General features: G+C 68.2%; 28 protein-coding genes. 13 read left to right on the forward strand and 15 right to left on the reverse strand.

What is annotated here, in order from left to right; translation table 11 throughout:
- Nucleotides 1-43: 43 nt before the first annotated feature.
- Together ACPPVQ_RS18105 and ACPPVQ_RS18110 are read left to right on the forward strand one after the other, a co-directional pair.
- Nucleotides 44-895: a DUF4097 family beta strand repeat-containing protein gene (locus tag ACPPVQ_RS18105; RefSeq protein WP_426516515.1), complete on the forward strand. Its 852-nt coding sequence runs from the start codon at nucleotides 44-46 to the stop codon at nucleotides 893-895.
- Entirely contained in the window at nucleotides 892-1,500 is a 609-nt protein-coding gene (locus ACPPVQ_RS18110) for a helix-turn-helix transcriptional regulator (protein ID WP_426516516.1), read from the forward strand. The genes ACPPVQ_RS18105 and ACPPVQ_RS18110 overlap by 4 nt, the downstream gene beginning before the upstream one ends.
- Before the next feature lie 153 nt (nucleotides 1,501-1,653).
- On the opposite strand, the gene ACPPVQ_RS18115 is transcribed toward ACPPVQ_RS18110, so the two are convergent.
- Nucleotides 1,654-1,914, reverse strand: coding sequence for a hypothetical protein (locus ACPPVQ_RS18115; protein ID WP_426516517.1), 261 nt, complete (start codon nucleotides 1,912-1,914; stop codon nucleotides 1,654-1,656).
- A 61-nt stretch (nucleotides 1,915-1,975) separates the two neighbouring features.
- Entirely contained in the window at nucleotides 1,976-2,191 is a 216-nt protein-coding gene (locus ACPPVQ_RS18120; RefSeq protein ID WP_426516518.1) for a hypothetical protein, read from the reverse strand.
- Between the two features lie 38 nt (nucleotides 2,192-2,229).
- Between ACPPVQ_RS18120 and ACPPVQ_RS18125 the strand changes: the two genes are divergently transcribed.
- The 3 genes from ACPPVQ_RS18125 (at nucleotide 2,230) to ACPPVQ_RS18135 (ending at nucleotide 7,221) form a co-directional block, all read left to right on the forward strand.
- Nucleotides 2,230-2,676 (forward strand): MarR family winged helix-turn-helix transcriptional regulator, encoded by a 447-nt coding sequence (locus ACPPVQ_RS18125; RefSeq protein ID WP_426516519.1) that lies wholly within the window; start codon nucleotides 2,230-2,232, stop codon nucleotides 2,674-2,676.
- An 88-nt stretch (nucleotides 2,677-2,764) separates the two neighbouring features.
- On the forward strand, nucleotides 2,765-4,966 hold the full coding sequence (locus tag ACPPVQ_RS18130) for an APC family permease (protein WP_426521317.1): 2,202 nt from the start codon (nucleotides 2,765-2,767) through the stop codon (nucleotides 4,964-4,966).
- 170 nt (nucleotides 4,967-5,136) lie between these two features.
- Nucleotides 5,137-7,221 (forward strand): glycogen debranching N-terminal domain-containing protein, encoded by a 2,085-nt coding sequence (locus ACPPVQ_RS18135; RefSeq protein WP_426516520.1) that lies wholly within the window; start codon nucleotides 5,137-5,139, stop codon nucleotides 7,219-7,221.
- A gap of 96 nt (nucleotides 7,222-7,317) precedes the next feature.
- On the opposite strand, the gene ACPPVQ_RS18140 is transcribed toward ACPPVQ_RS18135, so the two are convergent.
- Complete coding sequence (locus tag ACPPVQ_RS18140; protein WP_426516521.1) at nucleotides 7,318-8,391, reverse strand: NAD(P)-binding domain-containing protein; 1,074 nt, start codon at nucleotides 8,389-8,391, stop codon at nucleotides 7,318-7,320.
- 145 nt (nucleotides 8,392-8,536) lie between these two features.
- Here ACPPVQ_RS18140 and ACPPVQ_RS18145 point away from each other — a divergent pair, with 145 nt between their 5' ends.
- Entirely contained in the window at nucleotides 8,537-8,752 is a 216-nt protein-coding gene (locus ACPPVQ_RS18145) for a DUF3073 domain-containing protein (protein ID WP_426516522.1), read from the forward strand.
- Nucleotides 8,753-8,820: 68 nt separating this feature from the next.
- On the opposite strand, the gene ACPPVQ_RS18150 is transcribed toward ACPPVQ_RS18145, so the two are convergent.
- From ACPPVQ_RS18150 to ACPPVQ_RS18185, 8 genes are all read right to left on the reverse strand, one after another.
- Nucleotides 8,821-9,435: a response regulator gene (locus ACPPVQ_RS18150; RefSeq protein ID WP_426516523.1), complete on the reverse strand. Its 615-nt coding sequence runs from the start codon at nucleotides 9,433-9,435 to the stop codon at nucleotides 8,821-8,823.
- The gene (locus ACPPVQ_RS18155) at nucleotides 9,432-10,616 is read right to left on the reverse strand and encodes a sensor histidine kinase (protein WP_426516524.1); all 1,185 of its coding nucleotides are present in this window, start codon (nucleotides 10,614-10,616) and stop codon (nucleotides 9,432-9,434) included. Before ACPPVQ_RS18155 ends, ACPPVQ_RS18150 begins: the two co-directional genes overlap by 4 nt.
- Before the next feature lie 46 nt (nucleotides 10,617-10,662).
- Nucleotides 10,663-11,406 carry an ABC transporter permease gene (locus tag ACPPVQ_RS18160; protein ID WP_426516525.1) on the reverse strand — a complete coding sequence of 248 codons (744 nt, stop codon included), beginning with the start codon at nucleotides 11,404-11,406 and terminating at the stop codon, nucleotides 10,663-10,665.
- Nucleotides 11,403-12,356, reverse strand: a complete 954-nt coding sequence (locus ACPPVQ_RS18165; RefSeq protein WP_426516526.1) for an ABC transporter ATP-binding protein — start codon at nucleotides 12,354-12,356, stop codon at nucleotides 11,403-11,405. Before ACPPVQ_RS18165 ends, ACPPVQ_RS18160 begins: the two co-directional genes overlap by 4 nt.
- 181 nt (nucleotides 12,357-12,537) lie before the next feature.
- A complete protein-coding gene (gene purM, locus ACPPVQ_RS18170; protein WP_426516527.1) occupies nucleotides 12,538-13,659 on the reverse strand; it encodes a phosphoribosylformylglycinamidine cyclo-ligase in 1,122 nt (373 codons plus the stop codon).
- Between the two features lie 207 nt (nucleotides 13,660-13,866).
- A complete protein-coding gene (purF, locus tag ACPPVQ_RS18175) occupies nucleotides 13,867-15,474 on the reverse strand; it encodes an amidophosphoribosyltransferase (RefSeq protein WP_426516528.1) in 1,608 nt (535 codons plus the stop codon).
- A gap of 12 nt (nucleotides 15,475-15,486) precedes the next feature.
- A complete protein-coding gene (locus ACPPVQ_RS18180) occupies nucleotides 15,487-15,819 on the reverse strand; it encodes a hypothetical protein (RefSeq protein WP_426516529.1) in 333 nt (110 codons plus the stop codon).
- Between the two features lie 52 nt (nucleotides 15,820-15,871).
- Nucleotides 15,872-16,240 (reverse strand): sterol carrier family protein, encoded by a 369-nt coding sequence (locus ACPPVQ_RS18185; RefSeq protein WP_426516530.1) that lies wholly within the window; start codon nucleotides 16,238-16,240, stop codon nucleotides 15,872-15,874.
- Nucleotides 16,241-16,320: 80 nt separating this feature from the next.
- On the opposite strand from ACPPVQ_RS18185, the gene purD reads away from it, so the two are divergent.
- Nucleotides 16,321-17,574 carry a phosphoribosylamine--glycine ligase gene (gene purD / locus ACPPVQ_RS18190; protein WP_426516531.1) on the forward strand — a complete coding sequence of 418 codons (1,254 nt, stop codon included), beginning with the start codon at nucleotides 16,321-16,323 and terminating at the stop codon, nucleotides 17,572-17,574.
- A 43-nt stretch (nucleotides 17,575-17,617) separates the two neighbouring features.
- Here the strand turns inward: purD and ACPPVQ_RS18195 are convergent, their stop codons facing one another.
- Together ACPPVQ_RS18195 and ACPPVQ_RS18200 are read right to left on the reverse strand one after the other, a co-directional pair.
- Nucleotides 17,618-18,859: an FAD-binding protein gene (locus ACPPVQ_RS18195; protein WP_426521319.1), complete on the reverse strand. Its 1,242-nt coding sequence runs from the start codon at nucleotides 18,857-18,859 to the stop codon at nucleotides 17,618-17,620.
- Nucleotides 18,860-18,996: 137 nt separating this feature from the next.
- Nucleotides 18,997-19,533, reverse strand: a complete 537-nt coding sequence (locus ACPPVQ_RS18200) for a MarR family winged helix-turn-helix transcriptional regulator (protein ID WP_426516532.1) — start codon at nucleotides 19,531-19,533, stop codon at nucleotides 18,997-18,999.
- Nucleotides 19,534-19,607: 74 nt separating this feature from the next.
- On the opposite strand from ACPPVQ_RS18200, the gene ACPPVQ_RS18205 reads away from it, so the two are divergent.
- The 5 genes from ACPPVQ_RS18205 to ACPPVQ_RS18225 all read left to right on the forward strand — a co-directional run bounded on the left by ACPPVQ_RS18205 (nucleotide 19,608) and on the right by ACPPVQ_RS18225 (nucleotide 24,233).
- Complete coding sequence (locus ACPPVQ_RS18205) at nucleotides 19,608-20,375, forward strand: hypothetical protein (protein ID WP_426516533.1); 768 nt, start codon at nucleotides 19,608-19,610, stop codon at nucleotides 20,373-20,375.
- Complete coding sequence (locus ACPPVQ_RS18210; RefSeq protein WP_426516534.1) at nucleotides 20,372-21,100, forward strand: SDR family NAD(P)-dependent oxidoreductase; 729 nt, start codon at nucleotides 20,372-20,374, stop codon at nucleotides 21,098-21,100. The genes ACPPVQ_RS18205 and ACPPVQ_RS18210 overlap by 4 nt, the downstream gene beginning before the upstream one ends.
- A gap of 176 nt (nucleotides 21,101-21,276) precedes the next feature.
- On the forward strand, nucleotides 21,277-22,659 hold the full coding sequence (locus ACPPVQ_RS18215; protein WP_426516536.1) for an LCP family protein: 1,383 nt from the start codon (nucleotides 21,277-21,279) through the stop codon (nucleotides 22,657-22,659).
- Nucleotides 22,660-22,701: 42 nt separating this feature from the next.
- A complete protein-coding gene (locus tag ACPPVQ_RS18220; RefSeq protein WP_426516538.1) occupies nucleotides 22,702-23,616 on the forward strand; it encodes a phosphoribosylaminoimidazolesuccinocarboxamide synthase in 915 nt (304 codons plus the stop codon).
- A 116-nt stretch (nucleotides 23,617-23,732) separates the two neighbouring features.
- Nucleotides 23,733-24,233, forward strand: coding sequence for a hypothetical protein (locus ACPPVQ_RS18225; protein WP_426516540.1), 501 nt, complete (start codon nucleotides 23,733-23,735; stop codon nucleotides 24,231-24,233).
- Here the strand turns inward: ACPPVQ_RS18225 and ACPPVQ_RS18230 are convergent.
- A complete protein-coding gene (locus ACPPVQ_RS18230) occupies nucleotides 24,185-24,490 on the reverse strand; it encodes a ParB family protein (RefSeq protein WP_426516542.1) in 306 nt (101 codons plus the stop codon). The two genes, ACPPVQ_RS18225 and ACPPVQ_RS18230, sit on opposite strands and share 49 nt — an antisense overlap.
- A gap of 201 nt (nucleotides 24,491-24,691) precedes the next feature.
- Here ACPPVQ_RS18230 and ACPPVQ_RS18235 point away from each other — a divergent pair, with 201 nt between their 5' ends.
- Nucleotides 24,692-25,519: a VOC family protein gene (locus tag ACPPVQ_RS18235; RefSeq protein ID WP_426521321.1), complete on the forward strand. Its 828-nt coding sequence runs from the start codon at nucleotides 24,692-24,694 to the stop codon at nucleotides 25,517-25,519.
- 92 nt (nucleotides 25,520-25,611) lie between these two features.
- On the opposite strand, the gene ACPPVQ_RS18240 is transcribed toward ACPPVQ_RS18235, so the two are convergent.
- On the reverse strand, nucleotides 25,612-26,724 hold the full coding sequence (locus ACPPVQ_RS18240; RefSeq protein ID WP_426516544.1) for a zinc-binding dehydrogenase: 1,113 nt from the start codon (nucleotides 26,722-26,724) through the stop codon (nucleotides 25,612-25,614).
- Nucleotides 26,725-26,749 lie beyond the last annotated feature (25 nt).

The raw sequence follows: 26,749 nt of genomic DNA on the forward strand, positions 1-26,749 counted from the left end.
GCATCGGGCGCCGAACAGAAGCAAGAAGCAGGGAGCAGAACACATGGCAATGGACAAGTGGCTCATCCAGCCGGGCGAGACCAAGGTCATCGACATCGACCTGGTGCGAAGCCTCAAAGTCAGCTTCGTCGGAGGGCAGATCGACATCATCGGCCACGACGAGCCGGGCGCGCGCGTCGAGGTGCACTCCATCTCGGGCCGCGACCTCAAGATCAGCGTCGAAGGCGACCGCCTCGAAATCGACCACCCGCAATTGCGCTGGGACAACTTCATCGAGGTCTTCAAGTCGCTCCGCAGCAACGCCAAGGCTGACGTAAGTGTGCTGGTCCCCCGCGACGTCGCGCTCAAATTCGGCATCGTCTCGGCCAACGCGCTCGTCTCCGGGCTCGTCACCGATGCCCGGCTGAGCACCGTCTCCGGCGACCTCGTCGTCGACGGCCTCACCGGCGACCTTGAACTCAACGGGGTCAACGGCGAACTCTCCGTGCGCAACCACACCGGCAAGATCTCCGCGCACACCGTCTCGGGCGACGTCACGGCCACCGGGGCCATCTCGAAGTTCAGCTCCGACGGCGTCTCGGGCAACGTGCTCCTCGACATCACCGGAACCCCCGACGAGATCAACGCCAACACCGTCTCCGGCGACCTGACCGTGCGCATCCCGCAGGCGGTCGGCGCGCGCTACCGCATCAACACCGTGTCCGGCCGCATGCAGCTCGACAGCGCCGTGCTGCACGGCCCCGCCGGCAAAGGGTTCTCGGGAACGACCGGCACCCTCGACGGAACCTGGGTCGACATCACAGTCAACTCGGTCTCCGGCGACGTCTCGGTCTTCCGGAGCGAAACCGACGAGGATGCTCCGCGGACGGCAGGAACGAGCGGAGCGAGCGCATGACTCCGGTCTTCGCCCACGGCAGCCTGCGCCTCTACCTGCTCAGCCTGCTCGCCGAGTCCCCGAAGCACGGCTACGACCTCATCCAGGCGCTCAGCGAACGCTTCGGCGGCACGTACAGCCCGAGCGCCGGCACCATCTACCCCCGCCTGGCGAAACTCGAAGAAGAAGGCCTGGTGACCAAGACCACGGAAGGCCGCAAGACGGTCTACTCGATCACGGATGCCGGCCGCGCCGAACTCGAGGCCCGCGAAGGCGAGCTGGATGCGATCGAGGATGAGGTGACCGACTCTGTGCGGCGCCTCGCCGACGAAGTGCGCGCCGGCGTGAACGAAGCCATGCGGAGCCTGCGTGCCGACCTGGCGTCGGCCGCACGCGATGCGAAGCGCAGCAAGCGACCCGTCGACGTGCAGTTCGATGCCCGTCAGGCCGCGAACGCGGCTGTCCGCGAGGCCGAGGCCATCCTGAACGAGTTCCGGCAGCAGCTGAGGACCGACCTGCGCTCACGGGCTGCGCGCGGAGGCTTGCCGGAGTCGGTCATCCCCCAGCTGCGCCTCGAGCTCGCCCGCGTGCGCGCGAGCATCCTCGAGAGGCTGACCCCCAGCTGACCCGCGCGGTCCGCGGCCGCGGCCGCGAGCACTTGAAAAAGCACCTCCAAATCGCGATTTGAGGTGCTTTTTCCTGTGCTCGACGTCGACTTGGGCGCAAGTCAGGCAGCGCGGCCGGCTCGAGACACGTCGGTCGTGGCTGTGGGCGGTGGCCTACGCCGCCCTGCCGGTTTCGAACACAGTCGCCGAGTGTGGGCAGTGCAGGTACGAGTGCTCTCCGTCGCGCTCGAGCCGGTGCTGGGCCAGCGACTCACCGCAGATGGGGCACATCGTGTGCGCTGCGGGCTGCGGGTCGTCCGCGCCGTAGGGGCCGAGCGGTGGGGGTCCCAGAACGGGGACCAGCTTGCCGTCCAGCCACTCCGCGGCGCGGGCCGCGAACTGCTGTCTTCCGGTATGGCCGGTGGTGCTTGCCATATCTCGACGGTACGCGCGTGCTCTCCGATCTCGCTGTGAATCCCGCGTCAGGCCGAGCGCGTCAGGGGCAGTACAGCTGCGTCTTGATGCCTGAGCGGTCGATCTCGTGGTCGGCCATCGGCTTGCCGCACAGCGGGCACCGCGGCGGCGCGGCCTCGACGGCCGGCTCGTCGTACGGACCGAGCGGCGGCGGCCCGAGCCAGGGGAAGAGCACGCGGTTGAGCTTGTTGAAGAAGCCTTCGTGTGGGCGCCGTTCTCCGAAATCATTTCGTGTCACAATCATTAGTGTACTAATTAAATGGATAGACTGGGCCCATGCCCGTCCAGACCGAACCGGTGAACCTGCTCAAACTCGAAAACCAGGTGTGCTTCGCCCTCGCGGTCGCGTCTCGCAGCGTGAACGCGGTGTACCGGCCGCTGCTCGAGCCGCTCGGGCTCACGCATCCGCAATACCTCGTGATGCTCGCGCTGTGGGACCGCAGCCCGCGATCGGTCAAAGACCTGGGAGCCGCACTGCAACTGGAGCCGGCGACACTCTCGCCCCTGCTCAAGCGGCTCGAGGCGATCGGGTATGTGAAGCGGCGTCGAAGCGACGCGGACGAGCGCGTCCTCGAGACCACGCTGACGGATGCCGGGGTGGCGTTGCGCACCCGCGCCGAGACCATCCCACCCCGCATCGTCGAGAGACTGGGTATGCAGCTGGATGAGCTGGAACGCCTACGCGGCTCGCTGAATCAAGTCATTGCAGCAGCGCAACAATAGGGGGCGGCGACGCGCCGACTTGACAGTGGATTAGCAGCGAGTATTCTCGACCCTCGTGACAATTGAGGGGAAATCCCCGAAGCGGTGGTTGATCGGCGACCCGCTTCCGAGTGAAAAACTCGAAGGACAGCTACTCCCGAAGCACCTCGCCCTACCCATCTTCGCCAGCGACGCACTCTCGTCCGTGGCGTACGCTCCGCAGGAACTCCTGATGATCCTGCTGCTCGGCGGGCTCGCGTTCCTGAGCTTCGCGCCGTGGGTCGCACTCGCCGTCGTCGTGCTCCTCATCACAGTCGTCGCTTCGTACCGTCAGCTCGTCAAGGCGTACCCGTCGGGCGGTGGTGACTACGAGGTCGCCCACAAGAACCTGGGCGAGAAGGCGGGCCTGGTCGTCGCATCCGCCCTGCTCGTCGACTACGTGCTCACCGTCGCGGTGTCGGTGGCCAGCGGCGTGGACAACATCATCTCCGCGCTGCCGTTCCTCAGCGAATTCCGCGTCGAGATCGCGGTCGCGTTCGTCGTCGTCATCGCCGCGGTCAACCTGCGGGGCGTGCGGGAGTCCAGCAAGGCCTTCGCGATCCCGACCTACGTCTTCATCGCAAGCATCTTCCTCATGATCGTGACCGGGCTCATCCAGACGTTCCTCGGTCATCCGCCGGTCGCCGAATCGGCAGCCTACGGCGTCAAAGCGGCCAGCCTCACGCAGGCCGCGACCATCCTGCTGCTGCTGCGCGCATTCTCGAGCGGATGTAGTGCCCTCACCGGAGTCGAAGCCGTCGCCAACGGCGTCCCGGCTTTCCGCACCCCCAAGATCAGGAACGCCCGCCGCACGCTCGGCCTCATGGGCGGGATCGCCATCGTGCTTTTCGCCGGGCTCACCGCGGTCGCGCTCATCAGCGGGGTGCACTACGCCGAGAACCCCTGCGACCTGCAAGGCTGGGCCCAGTGCGCGACCGAGCCGCAACGGTCCCTGATCGCACAGATCGCATCCGCCACCTTCGGCAACAACTCCCTGCTGTTCTTCGTCGTGCAGGCGGCGACCGCGGTCGTCCTGCTTCTGGCGGCGAACACGGCGTTCAACGGCTTCCCGCTGCTGGGATCGGTTCTTGCGAAGGACTCCTACGCTCCCAAGTCGCTCAACACCCGCGGCGACCGCCTCGTCTACTCGAACGGCATGATCCTGCTGGCCCTCGCAGCCACCGTTCTGCTGGTCGTCTACCAGGCGAACCTGACGCAGCTCATCCAGCTGTACATCATCGGCGTATTCGTCTCGTTCACCCTCGGCCAGACCGGCATGGTGAAGCACTGGATCACCCTGCTGCGCAACGGGACCACGGAGCGCGGCAGCGTCATCCGGAGCCTCTCGATCAACGCTTTCGGCGCACTGCTCACCGCCGTGGTGCTCATCGTCGTCACGATCACGAAGTTCACACACGGCGCGTACCTGGTGTTCATCTTCATGCCGATCCTGTTCACGCTCATGCTCGGGGTGAACCGCTATTACCGTGACGTCGAGAAAGAGGTCGAGGTCGACCCGGTCACGACGTTCGGAAGCAACGGCGACCACGCCATCGTGCTCATCGGCAAGATGCAGAAGCCGGGCCTGAAAGCCCTCGACTACGCGATCGCCGCCCGCCACGACTCGATCGAGGCGGTGCACGTGTCGATCGACGACGACGCCACAGCAAAACTGCAGCAGCAGTGGATCGAGCAGAACATCCATGTGCCGCTGACGATCATCGAGTCGCCGTACCGCGATTTCGGCGTGCCGCTCATCAAATACCTCAAGCACCGGCGCGAGGAGCACGGCTCCGAAGTCGTGACGGTCTACCTTCCGCAGTACATCGTCGGCCACTGGTGGGAGAACATGCTCCACAACCACCGTGCCCGCCGCATCCGCCAGCAACTGATGCTGTGCCACGGCGTCACGGTGGCGCTCGTGCCGTGGCTGCTCGACTCGTCGTCGCTGATCTACGGGCGCCGTTCGCGGCCACTGCCCGGCCAGGATCGCCGCGGCGAGCCGGTTCGCCCGATCGCCCGGCGGCCCCTCGAACCGGCGTCGACCGGTGGACCCGCGCGCGGTATCACGTCGGCAGCGGCGGAATCCGCGGCGGCGAAGGCTGCCGCGAACGCTGCGGCGAAAAGCAGTGCTGCCGCGGCCAAGACGGCAGCGAAGAAGAGTGCGGAGGCCGCGAAGTCGTCGGGCACTGCCGCGAAGTCGTCAGGCACGGCAGCCAAGTCGCCGGCCACTCAGCAGAAACCGAAGCGGCCGGCGCGCGCGAAACGCTGACCGGGCGGCCCGGTGCCTGCACAGGTTCTGAACTCGTGCACACGCTGCAACCTGTGCACGAGTTCAGAAAGTGTGCACGGGCGAGATTCGTCCGCTCAGGTGCGGCGGGGCGATCATGGATACCAGTGACGGCGCGGTGAAGGAATGACCGCCACCATCGCCGAGGAGGCGTGACCACCACCATGACCCAGCCCCACCAACCGCTCCTGCACGACAGCGTCGTACTGCTGGCCACACCGAGCCAGGCCTGGTCGGAACCGAACGGAGACATTCGCGCGCACGGCATCCAGGGCTTTTACCATTCCGACCTGCGGGTGCTCGACGAACTCCGCCTCACGGTCGCCGGCGCCGCTCCCGAACACATCGCGACGTCGACGGTGGATGCAACCACCACGGTCTTCACCGCACTCCCCCGCGGCGTCGACGACGAGACAGCCGACCCTCGCATTCGCGTCGAGCGTCGCCGCACTGTCGGAACCGACTCGCTCGATGAGTCGATCACCCTCGTGAACGCTCTTGCCCATCCTGTCCAGACGACCATCGCGGTCGTGCTGCGGGCCGATTTCACCCCGATGCAGGTCGTCAAGTCCGGTCGCCGTGGCAGCGAGTTCGCGGCCACGGCGGAACAGGACGGCGCCGTCGTCCGGTTCGGTTCGGGCGAGGTCGGAGCGCGACTCGAAGCACCGGATGCCCGGGTGACGCTCACCTACCGCGACGGTGGTGGTGCGTCGGGAGATGTCCCGGGTGAAGCTCCACGCGGCGACGTCGTCGTCCGCCTCGAGTGGCCGGTCGATGTCGCAGCCCGCAGCAGCACGACCGTCTCGTGGCGTCTCGTAGTGTCCGATCCGACGACGGTCGTCGCCGGCGCCGAGAGCTCGGCGGACTGGGATGCCGTCACCGTCCACGCGGGCGACTCGCGCCTGTCGTCGTGGGTGCGCTCGGCGATCGGCGACCTGCAGGCTCTACGCATGGTCACGCGCGCCCGCCCCGACGACGTGTTCCTCGCGGCCGGCGCCCCCTGGTTCTTCACCCTGTTCGGTCGCGATTCCATCTGGGCGGCGCGCATGCTGCTCCCGCTCGGCACCGAACTCGCCGCATCGACATTGCGCGTCCTGGCAGACCTTCAGGGCACCCGTGTGGTGGCCGAGACCGCCGAGCAGCCCGGCAAGATCATGCACGAGCTTCGGCCCGGTGTCCTGGCCATCCCCGGCCTCAACATCACACTTCCCCCGCTCTACTACGGCACCGTCGACGCGACGGCCCTCTGGATCACCCTCGTGCACGACGCATGGAAATGGGGGATGGCCGACTCCGAGGTCGAGGCACTGCTGCCGAACCTCGAGGCTGCGCTGGCGTGGATGCGCGACTACGGCGACAGCGACGGCGACGGCTTTCTCGAATACGTCGACACCACCGGCCACGGGCTCGCGAACCAGGGCTGGAAGGATTCCGGCGACGCGATCCAGTGGCGTGACGGGACGCTCGCCGAGGGACCGATCGCGCTCTGCGAGGTGCAGGCGTACGCATACGAGGCCGCGGTCGGCGGTGCGGCGGTCCTCGAACATTTCGGGCGTCCGGGCGACGTCTGGCGTGAGTGGGCTGCGGCGCTGAAGGCCCGGTTCGCCGAAGCCTTCTGGATCGACTCCCCCGATGGCGCCTACCCGGCCGTCGCCCTCGACGCGCAGAAGCGACGCGTGGACACGGTCACCAGCAACATCGGTCATCTGCTCGGCACCGGCATCCTCGAGCCCGGCCAGGCCGCCCTCATCGCTCGACGACTCGCGTCGCCCGAACTGGACTCCGGGTTCGGCCTGCGCACGATGTCCTCCGACTCGGTCGGGTTCTGGCCACTCAGCTACCACGCCGGGTCGGTGTGGACCCACGACACCGCGATCGCGATCGCCGGTCTCGGCCGCGAAGGGTTCACCGCCGAGGCGCAGTCGCTGATCGAAGGTCTCCTGCGTGCGGCCGACGGCTTCGACTACCGCATGCCGGAACTCCACTCCGGCGACTCGACCGCGACGACGTCGTCACCCATCCCCTACCCGGCGGCCTGCCGCCCGCAGGCCTGGTCGGCGGCAGCGGCCATCGCTGTGCTCGGCACGCTGCTCGGGCTCGAAGCGGATGCGCAGGCCGGCGAGGTGCGCGTGTCGCCGCTCACGGCATCCGGGACCATCGAGGCTAGCGGGCTGCGCTTCGCCGGCCGCACGTTTGCGGTCGCCGTCGATGCCGACGGTCGCGTCACGCGCTCGTAGCCGTCTCCTGCACACTTTCTGAACGAGCGCACGCGCTGCGACATGGGCGCTCGTTCAGAACGTGGGCACGGGCGACGGGCTCCGCACGCGCAGAACCTACAGCTGCGCCATGATCTGCCGGGCGATGACACGGCCAGCGCGGTTGGCGCCGATCGTGCTCGCCTGCGGTCCATACCCCGCGAGGAATATGCGCGGATCCTGCCAGGAGGCTCCGGATGCGACGGTCAGGCCGCCCTTCTTCTCGCGGAGTCTCAGGGGCGCGAGATGCCGCAACTCGGGGCGGAACCCGGTCGCCCAAATGATCGCATCCACTTCGCTGAAGGTGCCGTCGGGCCAGCGCACTCCGTGCTCCTCGATCGCGCTGAACATCGGGCGTTCCACCAGCACCCCCCGCGCGATCCCGGCAGCGACGCGCCGCGTGCGCGGCACGCCCGTTCCGCTGACGATGCTGGGGAGCGCCTCGCCGGCGCGAGCCGCCGCATCCTGTGCCGCAACGGCGGCAACCCCACCCTCGATGGTCAGCTCGGATTCGTCGCGGAATTCGACCGGGCGGCGCGTCGCCCAGAACAGTTCGGCAGCAACGGTCTCGAGTTCGAGCAGAAAGCCGATCGCCGACGTTCCCCCGCCGACCACGACCACCCGTTTGCCGGCGAACTCGTCGGCGGCGAGATACGAACTCGTGTGCACGTGACGCCCGCTGAACGTCGTCACACCCGGGTAGTAGGGCACAAAGGGCGCGCCCCACGTGCCGGTGGCGTTGACGAGCATCCGCGTCGTGGTCTCGCCGAGCGAATGCTCGACGACCAGGTCGGCGCCGCGGTTGAACACACTTGTGACGGTGACCGGGCGCTGCACGTTCAGCTCGAAGAATTCTTCGTAGCGGCGGTAGTAGCCGGCCACGATGTCCTTCGCCGGAAGCGAGCGGTCGGCTGTCTCGAAGCTGATGCCCAGCTCGGCCATTCCGGGCAGATCGTTGACCTTGTGTGCACTGCCGAGCTTCAGCGCATCCCACCGGAACTGCCACGCTCCACCGGTGCCGGGGCCGCGGTCGAAGAGGATGAAATCGACACCGGGAGTAAGCTCGAAACGCTTCAGGTAGTACGCGACCGCGAGCCCGGCCTGGCCTGCGCCAACGATCACCACCTGGGTTTCGTTACTGCTCGTGGTCACGCCTCATCCCATCATGATTCCCTGTGCGGCACACAAGGGCGCACAGGGCCCTGCATGCTAAACTAGCCGCTAGTTTTCACTGTTCCTGTTCGGTAGCCCGAGTGGCTCATTGCCCACTCGGCCTGGCATCGTAAGGGGGTCACGCATGGGGCGCGGCCGTCAAAAAGCAAAGCACACCAAGATCGCGCGCGAGCTGAAGTCGTTCAGCCCTGACGTGAACTACGACGCGCTCGAGCGTGAGCTTACCGGGCACTCGCACAACGACGACCAGTATGCCGCGTGGGCTGACTACGAGCCAGAAGGCTACGGGAACAGCAGCACCGACACATACGAAGAAGAAGACCAGCCCAAGCGGGCCTGAGCGCTGGAGCTGAAAGGATCGCATCGCGATCCCGCGACGCCAGCTCCGAGGCAGCTACGCCGACTCGGTCAAAGCCATCCCTTCTCGGCGGCGATCCCGACGGCCTCCGAGCGGTTGCGCGCGCCCGTCTTGCCGATGGCGCTCGACAGGTGATTGCGCACGGTCCCTTCCGACAGGTGCAGCTCCCCCGCGAGGTCGGCGATCGACCCGCCTTTACGCGCCACCACCAGCACTTCGGTCTCACGTGGGGTGAGCGGTGAGTTGCCGGATGCCAGGGACTCGGCGGCGAGGGCCGGGTCGACGACACGCAGGCCGGCCGCGACGCGCCTGACCGCATCCGCCAGCTGACCCGACGGGGTGTCTTTCACTACGAAGCCGGACGCGCCGGCTTCCATCGCGCGCCGCAGGTAGCCGGGACGCCCGAAGGTCGTCACGATGAGCGACCGGCACCGCGGAAGCTCGCGCGCGAGCTCGGCAGCAGCGGCGATGCCGTCGAGGCCGGGCATCTCCACGTCGAGCAGCGCGACATCCGCCGCAGAGCGCCGCGCCGCCTCGACGACGTCGTCCCCCCGGCCGACCTGCACCACGACGGTGAGATCGGGTTCGAGGTCGAGCAGCGCCGCGAGGGCGCCGCGAACGAGAGCCTGGTCGTCGGCGAGCAGGAGCCGGATCGGTTCGGTCACTCGGCCGCCTTTCGCACGCTGAGCTGAAAGCCGCCGTGGATGCTGGGGCCGGCCATCACGCGCGCCCCGGCCGCCTTCGCCCGCGCGACCAGGCCATCCAGACCGTTGCCGGCGCGCTGGGCGATCGGGGCGCCGTCCGCACCGACGACGCCGACCATCCCGGCCCCGCGTCCGTCGTCGGAGACGACGAGCGAGTCGTCGGTCAGCTCGACCCAGCAGTTCGACGCACCCGAATGACGGATGACGTTGGTCACCCCTTCGCGCAGCACCCAGCCGAACAGCTCGCGCAGCTGCGGCTGCACGAGCTCACCGTTGCGCGGCAGGTGCGCGTCGATGTCGGCGGCGGCGAGCGCCGTGTGAGCCGCGGCGAGCTCGGTGGACAGGCTCATCTCGCGGTAGCCCGCGACGGCCGCGCGCAGGTCGGTCAGCGCGGCGCGCGAGAGCCGTTCGATGTCGGCGATCTCGGCTTCCGCACGCTCGGGGTCGAGGGTGACGAGCCGGCGCGCGAGCTCCGATTTCACTGTCACGACGGTCAGGGTGTGGCCGAGCACGTCGTGCATGTCGCGGGAGAACCGCGCGCGCTCCTCGACCACGGCGAGGCGCGCAACCTCGCTCTGCGCCTGGCGCAGCTCACGCACGGTTCGCATCTGGCGGTTCAGCCCGAACATCATCGACGTCACCGAGAAGGTGATGATGCCCGACCACGCAGCACTGTCCGTGAACCCGGTGAGCACGCCGTAGATCAGGGGAATCAGGATGAGCACCGCCGTGAAGATCGCGACGATCACGAACTCTTCGAAGACGGCCGCGGAGACGACGGCGACCAGTACCCAGAGCCAGAATGCCGTGCCTCCGAGCAGCGGGAAGAATACGAACGACAGAGCCCAGTATGCAGCGACCGCGATGATGCGGTCGCGCAGGGGCGCCCACCAGACCATCGGTGCGAGGAAGACGAAGATCCCGCAGTACACGACGAGCAGGACGGTCGCTGCGACCTTCTCCGGAACGGTGCCGGGCGACAGCCAGACGGCGACGACAGTGAGAGCCTGGTAGAGCAGGCCGAAGCAGGCTCCGATGTACCACCCGCGGGTCGCCCGGTCGGTCATGGACTGTCGGGCGTTGCCCCACCATTCGTCCCAGCTGGCAGGACGCTCCGCCGAGGTGCGGGAGGCCAGATCCATACCGATCACTGTAGACCGGGCCGACCTGGCCTCGTACGCACCGGCGTCAGCTGCGCGCGGCATCCCGGCGGTACCGCCAGATGATGAACCCGGCCAGCGCGAGGGTCCAGGCGAGGAGCACCAGAGCAGGCGTCAGGATGTCGCCCGACTGGTGCGCCCCCATCTGCCCGATGCGATTCAACCAGTACGACGGGACCGCCTGCGCGACGTTCGCGACCCAGGCCGGGAATATCTGCAGCGGAATCCACAGCCCACCCAGCACGGCCATCCCCATGAACACCGCCATGAAGAGCGGCTGCGCGTACTCGGGCTTCGCGAACTGCCCGATCAGGATGCCGAGGAGCGAGAACGGGAGGATGCCGATCCAGAGACCCAGGCCCGCGGTCATCCAGTTCATCGGCGGCAGGGACGAGTGGTAGAGCAGCACCGAGACGGTGAAGATCACGATGATCGAGACGAGGCCCATCAGCATCGCCGTGATCATCTTCGAGACCAGGTAGCCGGTTCCGCTGAGCGGCGTGATGCGCAGCTGACGGTTCCAGCCGATGGATCGTTCGGTCACGATGTTGAACGCCTGCGAGAGCGCAGCCATCATTCCGCCGTAGCCGGCGACCTGGACGGTCGTCACGACGATCCACGGAAGCTTGGTGACGGCATCCACCTGGCCTGCCCCACCGAAGGTGCCGCCGAACGCGACGAGCATCACCAGCGGAACGGCCAGGGTGAAGATCATCGAGCGCGCATTCTTGATCTGCCGGAACGACTCGAGCCCGACGTAGGCGATGCTCATGATGCGACCTCTTCCAGGTGTGCGGCGGCCGGTCCACCCTCGGTGAACTCGGATCGGCCCTCGGTGAGTGCGAGGAACGCGTCGTCCATGGTGTGCGACGTCACCTCGATGTCGTGGATGTCCTGGTACGCGCTCAGGAGGCTCCGCAGCGTCGCATCCGAGTCGTCGCTCACGAGCGTGAACTGGCTGCCTCGATGCTCGAAGCTGCGCACCCCGGGCAGCCCGGTGAACTCCTGCTCGATGTCCGGGTTCCAGGCGAAGTCGGCGTTCGCCCTGATGCGGCGACCCGACACGACGGCCTTCACTTCGGTGGGGGTGCCGTCGGCGACGACGCGGCCGGCGCTCAGCATGACGATGCGGTCGGCGTACGAGTCGGCCTCGTCCAGGTAGTGGGTGGCGAAGACGACGGTGCGGCCCTCGTCGGTGAACTCGCGCATGGACTGCCAGAACGTACGCCGCGCTTCGACATCCATTGCCGCGGTCGGCTCGTCGAGGAACAGCAGGTCGGGGTTCGAGACGACAGCGACGGCGAACCGTGCGCGCTGCATCTGGCCGCCGGACAGCTTGCTGACTTTCTGCTTCGCGATCTCGGTGCACCGCGCGCGGGCGAGCGCCTCGTCGACGGGCAGCGGATGCCGGTGCACGCTGGCGACGAGTGCGACGCTCTGCGCGACGGTGAGGGTCGGCAGCAGTGCGCCGCCCTGCAGCATGGCGCCGACGCGACCGCTCTCGATCGCGGACCGCGGGTTCGCGCCGAAGAGCTCGGCGGCTCCGCTTGTCGGATGGGCGAGCCCGAGTGCCAGGTCGATGGTCGTCGACTTGCCGGCGCCGTTCGGCCCGAGAAGGGCGACGACTTCGCCCGGTTCGATGGTGAGGCTGACTCCATTGACCGCCTGGATGTGTCCGAACGACTTCTTCAGGTCGGTGAGCTGGATGGCTGGTGTGTTCACCTTTTCAGCATCGTGCGGCGCGCGGAGTCGTGCGCACCCCATCCGTCAGGTTCTCCCCGTGACGTATGTCACGCGCTCGTGTGCGTGGGGGCGTCGAGCACAGGGAAAAGCACCCCAAATCGGCGATTTGGCGTGCTTCTTCCTGTGCTCGACGGGCGGGGCGCGGGGTGCCCGCGGGGAGTCAGGCAGCGTACGCGCCGACGAGGCGCACGGCCCCGCCGTCGACACCCTTCGCGCCCTGCTCGAAGCCGGCCAGATCGCGGGCCGACGTGTGGATGGTCCCAACCGGCCATGACGGGATGCCGTCGGCCGTGAGCGCGGCGGCCACCGCATCCGCCGACGCGGCCTCGACGACGGCGAACATGCCGATGCCGAGGTTCCAGGTTCCCTCGCTGGACTCGAGAGTCGAGCCGGCGAGGTCGCTCAGTACGCGGAACACCGGCAGCGGCGACCAGGTGGAGCGGTCGACTTCGACCCAGGAACCGCGCGGGAGCACGCGGGCGAGGTTGGCGGCGATGCCGCCCCCCGTGACATGGCTCAGTGAATGGACGGCGCCCGCCAGCGCAGGGTCGCCGAGGATGCGCAACAACGGGCTCGTGTACAGGCGGGTCGGCTCGAGGAGCACTTCGCCGACGACCCCTTCGAACTCGTCGGAACGATCGGTGAAGCCGATTCCCCGCTTCGACAGGATGTGACGCACCAGCGAGAAGCCGTTCGAGTGGAGACCTGAGGAGGCGAGGGCGACCACGACGTCACCGTCACGCACGCGGTCGGCGCCGAGCACAGCATCCGCTTCGACAGCGCCCACGGCTGCGCCGGCCACGTCGTAGTCGTCGGGGCCGAGGAGTCCCGGGTGCTCTGCGGTCTCGCCGCCGACCAGGGCGGTGCCGGTCTCGGCGCAGGCGCGGGCGATTCCGGCGACGATGTCGGCGATGCGCGAAGGCACGACCTTTCCGCAGGCGATGTAGTCGGTCATGAACAGGGGTTTCGCCCCGACGACGACGATGTCGTCGACGACCATGCCGACGAGGTCCTGCCCGATGGTGTCGTGTTTGTCGAGGGCCTGGGCGATGGCGACCTTCGTGCCGACCCCGTCGGTTGAGGTCGCGAGCAGCGGGTGGGTGAAGGCCTTGAGCACGGACACGTCGAAGAGCCCGGCGAACCCGCCTACGCCTCCGAGCACCTCGGGGCCGTGGGTGCGCGAAACCGCTGACTTCATCAGCTCGACGGCGAGGTCACCCGCCGCAGTGTCAACGCCGGCTTCGGCGTAGGAGGACGTGGCGGATGCGGGCTGTTCGGTCACGCTTCAAGAGTACCGGGCCGGATCACTGCGGCCGGCCCCGCGGGTTGCCCGTGCACACCTTCTGAACGTGTGCACAGGATGCAGCACGTGCAGGTGTTCAGAACCTGTGCACAGGCGGCTTCCCCGCGCAGCGGCCGCGACGCGAAAGGCGCCGAAAAGCGGCGACGCCAAAGGCGCCGCAAAGCGGAGCGCGGCACGGCCGCGCGGCTACTCCTGGCGGCCGGGGTCGCCGAACGGCAGCTGGCCGGACTGGGCGAGCGCCCGCTCCCGCAGCTCGGACGTGTCGAGCACGACGTCGAATTCCGAATCGGGCCCGGGGTCGCAACCGCCGGCGGCGACCGTCTCGGGGTCGACCGGCGTGCGCTCGAGGAGGTTCTTGCCGAGGTGGTGTGCGTCGGGCAGCGGAATCGGGTACTTGCCGGTGAAGCATGCTGTGCACAGGCGGTCCCGCGGCTGCTCGGTCGCGGCGATCATCCCGTCTTCGGACAGGTACCCGAGCGAGTCTGCGCCGATCGACTGCCGAACCTCGTCGACGCCGAGACCGGTCGCGATGAGTTCGGCACGCGACGCGAAGTCGATGCCGTAGAAGCACGGCCACGTGATGGGCGGGCTCGAGATGCGTACGTGCACCTCGGCCGCGCCGGCCTCGCGCAGCATCGACACGAGTGCGCGCTGGGTGTTGCCGCGCACGATCGAGTCGTCGACCACGACGAGGCGTTTGCCCTTGATGACCTCTTTGAGCGGGTTGAGTTTCAGCTTGATTCCGCGCTGCCGGATGGTCTGCGACGGCTGGATGAACGTGCGGCCAACGTAGGAGTTCTTCACGAGACCCTGACCGAACGGGATTCCGCTCGCCTGGGCGTATCCGATCGCGGCGGGCGTGCCCGATTCGGGCGTCGGGATGACCAGGTCGGCTTCGATCGGGTGCTCTCGCGCCAGGCGGCGACCCATCTCGACACGCGCCTCATGCACGCCGCGCCCGGCGATGGTCGTGTCGGGGCGGGCCAGGTACACGTACTCGAAGACGCACCCTGCGCGCTTCTCTTCGGCGAAACGCTGGCTGCGCAGCCCGTTCTCGTCGACCGAGATCAGTTCGCCCGGCTCGATCTCGCGCACGAAACTCGCGCCGACGATGTCGAGGGCCGCCGTCTCGGACGCCACGACCCATCCGCGTTCGAGCCGGCCGAGCACCAGCGGGCGCACGCCCTGCGGGTCGCGGGCCGCGTAGAGGGTCGTCTCGTCCATGAAGACCAGGCAGTACGCGCCGCGCAGGCGCGGAAGCACCTCCATGGCGGTCGATTCGAGCGTGTGATCGAGATCGCCGGTGAGCAGCGCTGTGACGACGGCGGTGTCGGTGGTGTTGCCGCGGGAGAGCTCGCCGTCGGTCTGCGGGTAGCGCTCGTGCACGAGCTGGAGGAGCTCGGCCGTGTTGGTCAGGTTGCCGTTGTGGCCGAGCGCGACGGTGCCGCCGGCCGTGCGCCCCAGGGTCGGCTGCGCGTTCTGCCAGCTGGATGCCCCGGTCGTGGAGTAACGCGTGTGACCGACGGCGATATGGCCGGTGAGGGTGTTGAGCGAGTTCTCGTTGAACACCTGTGAGACGAGACCCATGTCTTTGTAGATGAGGATCTTCTTACCGTCGCTGGTCGCGATGCCCGCCGACTCCTGGCCGCGGTGCTGCAGCGCATAGAGACCGAAATAGCTGAGTTTGGCGACTTCTTCGCCCGGAGCCCAGACACCGAATACGCCGCAGGCATCCTGCGGGCCCTTCTCGCCTGGCAGTAGATCGTGACTGAGAAGACCGTCGCCTCCGGTCAAACCGGATACCCCTTAACTCTCGATGGGATTGTGGGTGTCGTCGCTCGTTACGCGCACGTCGAGTCTATCGGCCTGAACCGTCTTCACCCGCTTGTTCGCAGCTCGGTCGATCGCGAGTGCGACGAGCGAGCCGACGCCGACGCCCAGGGCGAGCGCGGCGATCAGCAGGAAGCCGAAAACCTGGGCCCGGCTGTATGTCGGGTTCTCAGGAAAAGCGAACGTGAGCCCGAGCGCGATCAGTGCGAACACGACCGCGCCGGCGAACATGAAGCGGAAATACCGCGGCGAGCGCTTGATTGTCACGTCTTCTGTGACCGTCGTCTGCTCGTCGGGGGTCTCGCTCATGAGTCCATTCTCCCTCATGAAAGCTGGGAGCAGAGCGGACGGGGCGCCGGTGCTACGCCACGCCTGCGACGCGCAGCGGGACGAGGGCGGCGAGGTCCGCACGCTGCCCGGATGCGTGGACCGCACCACCGGCCACGGCCTCATCCCAGGTGCTTCGCCCGGTGGCGAGCGCGAGCCAGGTGGCAGCATCCATTTCGACGACGTTCGGCGGTGTCCCGCGCGTGTGCCGCGGTCCCGGGATGCACTGGACGGCACCGTACGGCGGCACCCGCACCTCGACCGTGTTCCCGGGCGCCCGCTCGGCGAGCAGCTGCAGCAGGTAGCGTACCGCCGTCGCCAGCGACCGGGTGTCAGATGCGTCGGCCAGCGCGGCGATCACCGCCGCCGACCCGACGTCGTCACCGATCCGCGCGCGTGCCATGACACCATCCTCCCAAATCTGTGGCCCCGCGATCGCGTCACGCTTTCCTGCGGCCGCCGGGCGGGACATAGTCTGGTGCCGTGAAAATTCTCGTTCTCGGATCCGGTGCTCGCGAGCACGCCATCATCACCGCTCTCCTCAGCGAAGACGCCGGGCACGAGATCATCGCGGCGCCCGGCAACGCCGGGATCGCACGGGATGTGACAGTCATCGCGCTCGATCAGCTGGATGCGCAGGTCGTCGCCAACTTCGCCATCGAGGAGAACATCGAACTGGTCGTGATCGGTCCGGAGGCACCGCTGGTCGCCGGCGTCGCAGACGGACTGCGCACCCGCGGCATCCCGGTCTTCGGCCCGGGCAAGGCGGCGGCACAGCTCGAGGGTTCCAAGACCTTCGCCAAACGCATCATGGACGAGGCCGGCGTGCCCACCGGCCGCGCGGTGCGTGCCGCGACCCTGCTCGAAGTGGAGGAAGCCCTCGACGCGTTCGGACCCCCGTACGTCGTGAAGGCAGACGGTCTCGCCGCCGGCAAGGGCGTGCTCGTCAGCGAGGACCGCGAGGCGGCCATCGGCCACGCGTCCTACTGGCTGGAGCACGGTTCGGTACTGGTCGAGGAGTTCCTCGCCGGCCAGGAGGTCTCGCTGTTCCTGATCAGCGACGGGCACAACGTGCTCCCGCTTTCGCCGGCCCAGGACTACAAGCGCCTGCTCGACGGCGACGCGGGCCCGAACACGGGCGGAATGGGCGCGTACTCACCCCTGCCGTGGCTCCCGGAGACGTTCGTCGACGAGGTGATCCGCACGATTGCGGTGCCGACCGTTCGCCAGCTGGCGAAGGAGCAGACGCCGTTCATCGGGCTGCTCTACTGCGGCCTCATCGTCACGGACCGCGGCGTTCGGGTGATCGAGTTCAACGCCCGCTTCGGTGACCCAGAGACACAGGTCGTGCTGCCGCGACTCGTGACGCCGCTGTCAGAGCTGCTGTTCGGTGCCGCGACAGGCGCTCTCGCCGGTGTCGCGCATCCCGAATTCGCGCTCGATGTGGCCGTCACCGTCGTGCTCGCCAGCGAGAACTACCCCGAGACGCCGATCACGGGGCGCGTCATCCACGGGCTGGATGCTGCGGCTGCGGTTCCCGAGGTCACGATCGCGCACGCCGCAACGGCCTATGACGCGACGACGGGGTCATTCATCGCGACGGGCGGCCGGGTGCTCAGCGTCGTCGCGCGCGGCACGACGTTCGCCGAGGCGCGGGCCCGGGCCTACGAAGCCCTCTCCCTGATCGAGCTCGAGGGCGGCCAGTACCGCACCGACATCGCCGCCCGCGTCGCTTAGCCCCCGGTCACAGGCCGTGAGTTGACAGCCACGGACCCGCCGGTTAGAGGTAGCGCGCGAGGAAGGCGTTCGTGAAGACGCCGTCGGGGTCGAAGCTGCGCGCGAGCGCACGGAAGTCATCGAGGCGCGGATACAGGCTCGGCACGACCCCGTCGCGGTCGAGGTACAGCTTGCCCCAGTGCGGGCGCGCCCCGAGCGGAAGAAGTGCCTGCTCGAGCGCAGGAAGCACGGCTTCGACGCCGGGCTGGTCGCGCACCCAGGTGAAGTGCAGGCCGACCACGTCGGTCGCATAGGACGAGCTGAGCCAGAGCTCATCGGATGCGACGGTGCGGATCTCGCTGACCAGCAGCAGCGGGGCCACGACACTTGCGATCCCCCGCACGGCGTCGATGGCTTCGCTGATCCGCGCCCGGGGCACGAGGTATTCGGACTGGATTTCTTCGCCGTTGCTCGGCGTGAACTCGAACCGGAAATGCGGCAGTCGCTCGTTCCACGTGCCGGCGACCCCGAGCTGCTCGGTGGTGTTGCGCACATCCATGGTCTCGATCATGTGGCGGGGTTCGGTGAGCGCGCGCGCACCGAAGAAGTCGTCCTCGAGGCCGCTCGGAGCATCCGCCCGCTCTTTCACCCATGCCAGGGCGACGGTGGGCTCGTCCCACGTGGTGAACAGGCTGACCGAGTATGCGGCGGAGGTGATCGCGTCGAACTGTGTCGCGACCGCCTCCCACGGGAGACCGGCGAACAGGCGCTGGGATGCGTCGAAGCTGGGCTCGATAGCGAGCGTCACCTCGACGACGACCCCGAGTGCGCCGAGCGACACGACCGCGCCGTCGAAGCCGGGTTCCCCGCGATGCAGCTCGACGAGTTCGCCGTCGGCACGGAGGATGCGCAGAGCCCGCACAGCCGTGGCGAGGTTGCCGTTGCGGTCGCCCGAGCCGTGCGTTGCCGTGGCGATCGCACCAGCGACCGAGATGTGGGGAAGGGACGCAAGGTTGTGGAGCGCCCAGCCCGCTTCCTGAAGGTGCTGCGCGACGTCGCCGTACCGCATGCCGCCGCCGACCGTGACGGTCCGGCTCTCCTCGTCGATGCGAATGACCGGGGGCAGTGCTGCAGTGCTGACGAGCAGGTCGGCCGAGTCGGCCAGCGAATTGAAGGAGTGCCGGCTGCCGAGGGCGCGCACGGCCTTCGCGCCTTTCACCGCGTCACGCAGTTCGTCGAGGGACTTCGGTTCGGCGATGCGCGCCGCCCGGTATTCGTAGTTCCCCGCCCAGTTGAGCTCACCCATCGTGGTTCTGGTCCTCCCGCTGCGCCGTCGTCGTGCGTCCCAGTCTGTCATTCGCGAATGTGAACGCGCACATCGCGGCGGAAGGGCGCTCCCGCACGCGTTCTGCGCGGCGGGCTCGTCTGCTGGCCGAAACACGTTCAGGAGGTCGGCGTCGTGGCAGGCGCAGGCGCCGGCGAGCTGTCGCCGGGCTGCCGTGCGTACCCGGGGTGCGCATCCGGAAGCAGGCCGCCACCCGCGGACAGCTTCGACAGGAGCGCCGCGAGCTGCACCTGCTCCTCGGCGGTGAGCGCCCCGAGCACCGCGCGCTGGTGCGCTTCGGCAATGGTACGCAGCGGTGCGAGCAGCGCCTGACCCGTCGAGGTCAGCGCGAGCTCGTAGTTGCGGCGGTCGCGTTCGGATCGCGTGCGCCCGACGAGCCCCCGCTGTTCGAGCGAGTCGAGCAGCGGCACGATCCGGCTCGGGGTGGTGCCCAGCCTGGTCGCGAGTTCGCGCTGGCTGATGCCCGGTGATCGGCCGAGCACCCGGATGGCCCCGGCGTCGCGCGGGGTGAGGCCGAGGGCTGCGACACGCTCTGCGAAGCGGTCGGCCGCATCCGCCCCGAGCTGCGCGAGCAGGAATGCGGTGCGCGGCGGCGCGGTTCGCGGTTGCGCGGGCGCGGCGGGTCGATCGGTCACGTGAACAGAATACAGCCTTGCCGAAACAATTACACTGTGTAACCATTACTACGTCTAACTAATTCGGAGGAATCATGGACACCGCACCCACCACCCCGCCCCGGCGATCCCGTTCCGGCGGTCCCCACCTCGGCGCCCTCGCCATCGTCTCGGCAGCACTCACCCTGCTCGGACTCATCGTGGGGTTCGCCCTCGCCGGCGGCCAGGCGTTCATCTCGCCGTTCTCGGGTGCGGATGCTGTGGCCGCCTACGCGCAGCAACACTGGCTGAGCATCCGCGTGGTCTCGATGATCCAGTTCGGGTCCGCCGTTCCGCTCGGCATCTACGCGGCGACCGCGTATGCGCGCCTGCTGCGGCTCGGAGTGCGCGTCCCCGGTCCCGGAATCGGCTTCTTCGGCGGCATCACCGCATCCGTCATGCTCATGATCTCGGCGCTCGGCTCCTACGTGCTCAGCCGCCCGGATGTGAGCAGCGACCCGACCATCGCCCTCGCCCTCACCTTTTTCACGTTCATCACCGGCGGCGTCGGGTTCGTGACCGGAATGGGCCTCCTCATCGCCGGGATCGCGGTCCCCTCGCTGATCCTCGGCTTCGTGCCGCGGTGGCTCGCCTGGACCGGACTCGTCATCGCGGCGCTGTCGGAGCTCTCGTTCCTCTCGATGGCGATCGAGCCGCTGCAGTTCCTTCTTCCGATCGGCCGTTTCGGCGGGTTGCTCTGGCTGGTCGCGGTCGGCTTCCTGCTTCCGAACGACCGGCGCGAGGTCAGGCGCGAGAGCGCCACGCACGATGACGACGCGGCCGCCGACACAGTGGCACAGCGCACAGAGGCGGACCTGTCATGACGACGACAGCTTTCGTCCTCGGTGCGAACGGGCTGATCGGCAACGCGATCTGCCTCGCGCTCGGCGAGGCGGGCATCCGCGTGGTCCCAGCGGCGCGCGACAGCGCTGCGCTCACTGAACTGCGCGACCGGATGCTCGAAGCCGGCTTCGACTGCCCCACGACCGAGACCGTCGACGCGACCGACGACGCCGCTCTGTCCGCCGCCATCGCACGCACCGCATCCGCTTACGGAATCGACATCGCCGTCAACAACGTCGGACGGGGCCACCGGCCCGCCCCGCTCACCGAGATCGACCCTCGCGAGTTCGACGAGATCGTCGCGGTGAACTTCCGGGCGGTCGCCGTCGCGATGCGCAACGAACTGCGCGAGCTGCCCGACGGCGGCGCACTCGTCAACGTCGTGTCCAGCGCCGGAACGGGAGGGGCCCCGGGAATGTCGGCGTATTCGGCTGCGAAACACGCGGTCGTCGGGCTCACCCGCACGGCCGCCATCGACTATGCCGCGCGCGGCATACGAGCCAACGCCGTCGCACCTGGGCCGATCGAGTCGGGACCGGTGATGAGCCAGCCGCCGGAGGTGAGAGCAGGAATCGGAAAATACGTGCCGCTCGGGCGCATGGGCCGGGCCGACGAGGTCGCGGCCGCCGTGCTGTGGCTGGCGACCGACGCATCCAGCTACACGACAGGGCTCGTGCTGCCCGTCGACGGCGGCAAGCGCGCCTGACCCGCGGCGCGGCGCCCGCTCCGGTTCGATCGGGCACGCTCGACCGCACCTGACGTGCTCGGCGGCATCCGCACAACCTCCGGCCCGGGTTCGACGCGGCCGGGAGCATCCTGATGATCCCCTGAACGGACACGCATTTCCAAGCGGATATTCGGGCAGGCTGCGTACGGTTCGGTGTGCGCATTTTCCGATGGATCGTCGTGGCGGTCGTCGTCATCCTCGTGGCGACCGGCGGCTACGTCTGGTACAACTACCAGCATTTCGTCTCCGGGATCACCCACGTCGACGCGATCAGCCACTCGAATGCGCCCGCCAAGGACCTCGACGGCACCGACCAGAACATCCTGCTCGTCGGCGACGACCACCGGCCCGCAGGTGCGACCGCTCAGCAGCTCGCCCAACTCGGAACGACCGCCGATGGCGGCGGCACCAACACCGACACGATGATGGTTCTGCACGTGCCGGCCGACGGCCGGAAGGCCACGCTCATCTCGTTCCCGCGCGACTCGTGGGTGAACATCCCCGGGTTCGGCATGAACAAGCTGAATGCGGCATTCGCGTTCGGCAGCGAGAACGGTGGCGGGGATGCCGGCGGTGCGCGCCTGCTGATCAGCACCATCCAGAACCTCACCGGCCTCACCATCGACCACTATGTCCGCATCTCGATGCTCGGCTTCTACAACGTGGTCAACGCACTCGGCCCGGTGAACGTGTGCCTGAACAACGCCGTCAACGACCCGTACTCCACCGTGAACCTGCCGAAAGGCGTCTCGACGCTGAACGCGCAGCAGGCGCTCGCCTTCGTGCGCCAGCGGCACGGACTGCCGAACGGCGACCTCGACCGCATCGTGCGGCAGCAGTACTTCCTCTCCGTCGAAGCGCGGCAGATCCTCTCGGTTGGCACCCTGCTCAACCCGGTGAAACTTCAGAACGTGCTCGACGCCGTCAGTTCGTCCATCCAGACCGACCCCGACCTCAACCTGATCGCGCTCGCCACCCAGCTGCACGGACTCAGTGCCGACAACCTGGGCACGGCGACGATCCCGGTCAGCGGCACCCCGACGATCACGGTCGACGGGAACGATGTCTCGATCGTGCAGGTCGACACGGCAGCGATGCCGGCGTTCATCCACAGTGTGATCGGCAACCCGAGCGCGTACGACAACGCCCAGGCGGCCGCACCGTCATCGGTCACCGTCACCGTGCTGAACGGGAGTGGGACGGATGGCCTCGCCGCGAGCAACACGGCGACGCTGGCGGCCCTCGGCTTCAAGACGGGAACACCGGGCACGACCACGACCACTGCGACCACGACCGTCGAGTACCCGTCGGGCATGGAGGCCGCGGCCAAGGCTCTGGCTGCCCACGTACCGGGCGCGACCGTGAGCGCGACCGGGTCGGTGAGCGGGGTGACGCTGGTCCTCGGGACCGACGGCGTGCAGGCGAGCGCGTCGAGCGCATCCTCGGGTGGCGCATCCGCTTCATCCTCAGCGCCGGCACCCGCGCCCAGCTCGACAGCGCCCACGAAGACCTACGCCCAGGGCGCCTGCATCAACTGAGCGGGCGCGCCCGGCGGCCCTTCGAGCGAATAGCATTGTCGCGTGAATCCGACATCCTCCGTCCTGCCCGGCTGGTCGCACGTCTACTCCGGCAAGGTGCGCGACCTGTACGTGCCTGAGCAGGCGCACGGCCTGGATGACGCGACCGCCGTGCTCGTCGTCGCGAGCGACCGCGTGAGCGCTTTCGATCACGTGCTCGAGCCGGGCATCCCGGGCAAAGGCGAACTGCTCACGACCCTGAGCCTCTGGTGGTTCGACCAGCTCTCCGATGTGCCGAACCACCTCCTCGCCGATCACCGACTCGACGGCGAGCGCGTGGTCGACGACATCCCCGATGCCGTGGCCGGCCGCGCCATGCTCGTCAAGCCGCTCGACATGTACCCGATCGAGTGCGTCGTGCGCGGATACCTCACCGGCAGCGGCTGGACCGAATACCAGGCGACTCAGAGCGTGTGCGGGATCGTTCTTCCGGCCGGCCTCGCCAACGGCGACCGGCTTCCCGAGCCCATCTACACGCCGGCGTGGAAGGCCCCGCTCGGGCAGCACGACGAGAACATCACCTTCGAGCGCACAGTCGAACTGGTCGGCGAGGATGCGGCCGCGCGGCTGCGCGACCTCTCACTGTCCATCTACACCGAAGCCGCCGCTCTCGCGGAGGGCCGCGGCGTGATCATCGCCGACACGAAGTTCGAGTTCGGCCGCGACCGGGCCACCGGCACCGTCACACTCGCTGACGAAGTACTGACCAGCGACTCGAGCCGCTACTGGGATGCTGTCGCATGGGCCACAGGCACGACACCCGCAGAGCGCATGGCAAGCTTCGACAAGCAGATCGTGCGCGACTGGCTGTCCGCGAACTGGGACAGGTCGGGTACGCCCCCCGAGCTTCCTGACACGATCGTCGAGCGCACTGCGGCGCGGTACCGGGAGCTCCTGGAGCGTCTCGCAGGCGAATAGGCGCCGACTACTGAATTGTGCGACCGCGCACGCTGTGATCCTCGGCGACAACGCTGAACCGCCCCGGCGCTTTCTAGCCTTGGACACGGTAACCGCCCGTGCAAACAGGAGAAGCAGTGTCCAACACAGCGACGGATCACAAACCGAACAACGCCATCGCCTGGCAGAACCTCCAGGACGCGATCCTGCAGGAACGGTTCGACGACCTCCCGGAGGTCATCACAGCCCGGGACTTCGCCGCGTTCTCTGCCGAGCCCATCGAGCTCATCCGCGATGCCATCAAGAACGGTGACATCATCGCGACGAGGGATGACGGACTCGTTGCGATCCCGAAGGATGCGAATGAGCGACTGATCCGCTACCGCCTGGTCGAGGACACGGCCGCGCGGATCGTGGAACGCCCGGCCGCTCCCGAGCTTCGCCGGCTGTCGACCCATATGGACCATCGCATCCTGGATCTCGTGCGCGGGCTCGCCGCCGACAGCGGCTCGTCGGTGCGTGAACTCGTCGAGGAGGCGCTGCTCTCGTATTGGGGACCGGAGACGGAGGACGCCGTCGCGGGTGGGGTTCAGCGCTGCGGACGACCAGCGGGCAGCGGGCTGTCGTCTCCGTCGTAGGCGATGCAGCCGTTGTGTACCCGCTCGCGTCGTTCGATTTCTGCGACAAGGGCCTTGCGAACCAGGTCCGACCAGCTGGTGTCGCGCTCGACGTCGGCCGTCGCGCGATACGCCGCGCGTGTGCGGTTGCGAAGGACGGCCGGGATGTAGAAGGTGACGGAGACATTCCTCTGCGGATCGTCAGCGGCCTTCGCGTCGGCAGTCGCCTTCGTCTTGGCGGTCGCCTTCGTCTTGGCAGTCGCCTTCGTCTGTGTCATGGGACCTCCAGTGCTCGGTGAATGGACCTTTCCGACGTTAGGGAGCGATGAGCATCCACTCAGTGGCTCCGGACAAAAGCCAGTGTCGCGATGCCGGTATTTACTGGGCGGCGGTGCCGGTCGTGCGTGGCGAAGCGAAATATGCAGAGGTGTTTGAGCGTTGTTCTCCGCGTGACCGAACTTCTTGCAGCCGAAACGTCGATGGGAGCGGTGACGCTCCGCGTCGCCGACCTCGACCGCATGATCGCCTACTATCGCGACGGAACGACGCTGAGCGTGCTCAGCCAGGAGGGCGGCATCGCGGTGCTCGGGCGCGGCTCGACGCCGATCGTGATCCTGCAGCACACGCCAGGGCTGAAGCACGCCTCACCGCACGATGCAGGGCTCTATCACACGGCCATCCTTTTCGACACGCAGGAGGCGCTCGCCGCCGCGGTCTACTCGGTGGCACGCCTCGCGCCCGGCACGTTCACCGGCAGCGCCGACCACCTGGTGAGCAAGGCGTTCTACTTCACAGACCCCGAAGGCAACGGCGTCGAACTGTACTGGGACCGCGACCGGACGCAGTGGAGCTGGGTGCACGGGCAGGTCGAGATGGGAACCCTGTACCTCGACCCGAACCAGTTCCTCACCGAGAACCTGAGCGACCGCGCGGAGGTCGAACAGCTGGGCACCGCGTCGGTCGGGCACGTGCACCTCGCCGTCGGCGACGTCGCGTCGGCTCGCGCCTTCTACGTCGACCGGCTCGGGTTCGAGGCGACCGCAAGTCTCGGCAGCCAGGCCCTGTTCGTGAGCGCCGGCGGGTACCACCACCACATGGCGATGAACACGTGGAGCAGCCGCGGTGCAGGCCCTCGCACGCTGGCACTCGGTCTCGGGCAGGTCGAGATCCGGGTGCCCGGCTCCGACGATCTCGGTGAACTCAGCGAGCGGATGCGCCACTACGGCATCGAGGCCCGCGACGACGGCCGCTCCGTCAGCTTCGACGACCCCTGGGCGAACGTCGTCCGCGCCGTCGCCGCCGCGTAACACATCCTGTCGGCCACAGGGAAAAGCACCCCAAATCCGCGGTTTGGGGTGCTTTTCCCTGTGCTCGACGAGGGGCGGGGCGGGGCGGGCGGCTACATGCGGGGGGAGACGGCGACGCGGGGGCCGACGCCGGAGGCGGCGAGCGCGAGCGCCTCGTCCACCTGGGCGAGCGGCAGGATGCGCGCCACCTGTTCGGCGAACGGGTAGCGGGAGCTCGCGGTGACCAGGAATTTCGCCGCCTGCTCGAGGTGCCGGGGAGCGTAGTCGTGCACGCCCCGCACCGTGAGCAGCCGCCGTACGAGCTGGTCCGGGTCGAGCGGGAGGTCCGTGTGCGGCGTCAGGGAACGCACCAGTACAACCACACCACCGACGTCCACTGTCGACAGCAGTGTTCGCACAGCAGCAGGCGCACCCGACATGTCGAGCCCGACGGTGCAGGAGGTTCCGCGACCGCCCGCGCGGGCGATGGCCGTCGAGAGGCCGCCCGGGGCATCCGGGGCGATCCGGGGGTCGGTGACAGCCTCGGCACCGAACGCGAAAGCCGTCTCGCGGCGCTCGTCGACCGGATCGCTCACCACGACGTGCGCGCCGGCTTCCGTCGCCATCGCCGTGGCCGTCAATCCCAGCATCCCTGCGCCGGTCACCACGACGACCGCGCCATCGAGGGCGGTGATCTCCGCCGCCGCTTCGATCGCTGCAGCAACGGTCGCTGTCGCGCATGACGCCGGCGCGAGCACGGTCGCCGGGATGTCGTCGGGCACGGCCACCATGGGGGTGCCTGCGAGAACGTGGGTGTGGGTGGCGAACCCGCCGGAGAGTTCCCAGCCCCGACGCATCCGCTCGTGACCGTACCGCTGCAGGTTGATGCACTTCTGGCCGAGTCCCCGCCGGCATCGCACGCAGCGTCCGCACGGCACGGAAACCGACCAGACGATCCTCTCGCCGAGCGACACCCGGTGCCCGTCGGTGGTCTTCGCACCGCCCTGTCCGAGTGCTATGACCCGGCCGACCTGTTCATGGCCGAGGATCAGCGGCGTCGGGGCGCTCCGATGGCCGAGCACGGTGTGCACGTCCGATCCGCAGACCGTTGCGAGTTCGACCTCGACCAGCACATCCCCCGGGCTCAGTCGCACGCCCGGCACGGCGACCGCTTCGTGCGCATGGCCTTCACCCGTCCACACCATCGCGGTGGCCGACGGGAACACTCCCACCCCCTTGCCTGCGCGTGAC

The sequence above is a fragment of the Leifsonia sp. McL0618 genome, assembly GCF_049994905.1.
Lineage (GTDB): Bacteria > Actinomycetota > Actinomycetes > Actinomycetales > Microbacteriaceae > Diaminobutyricibacter.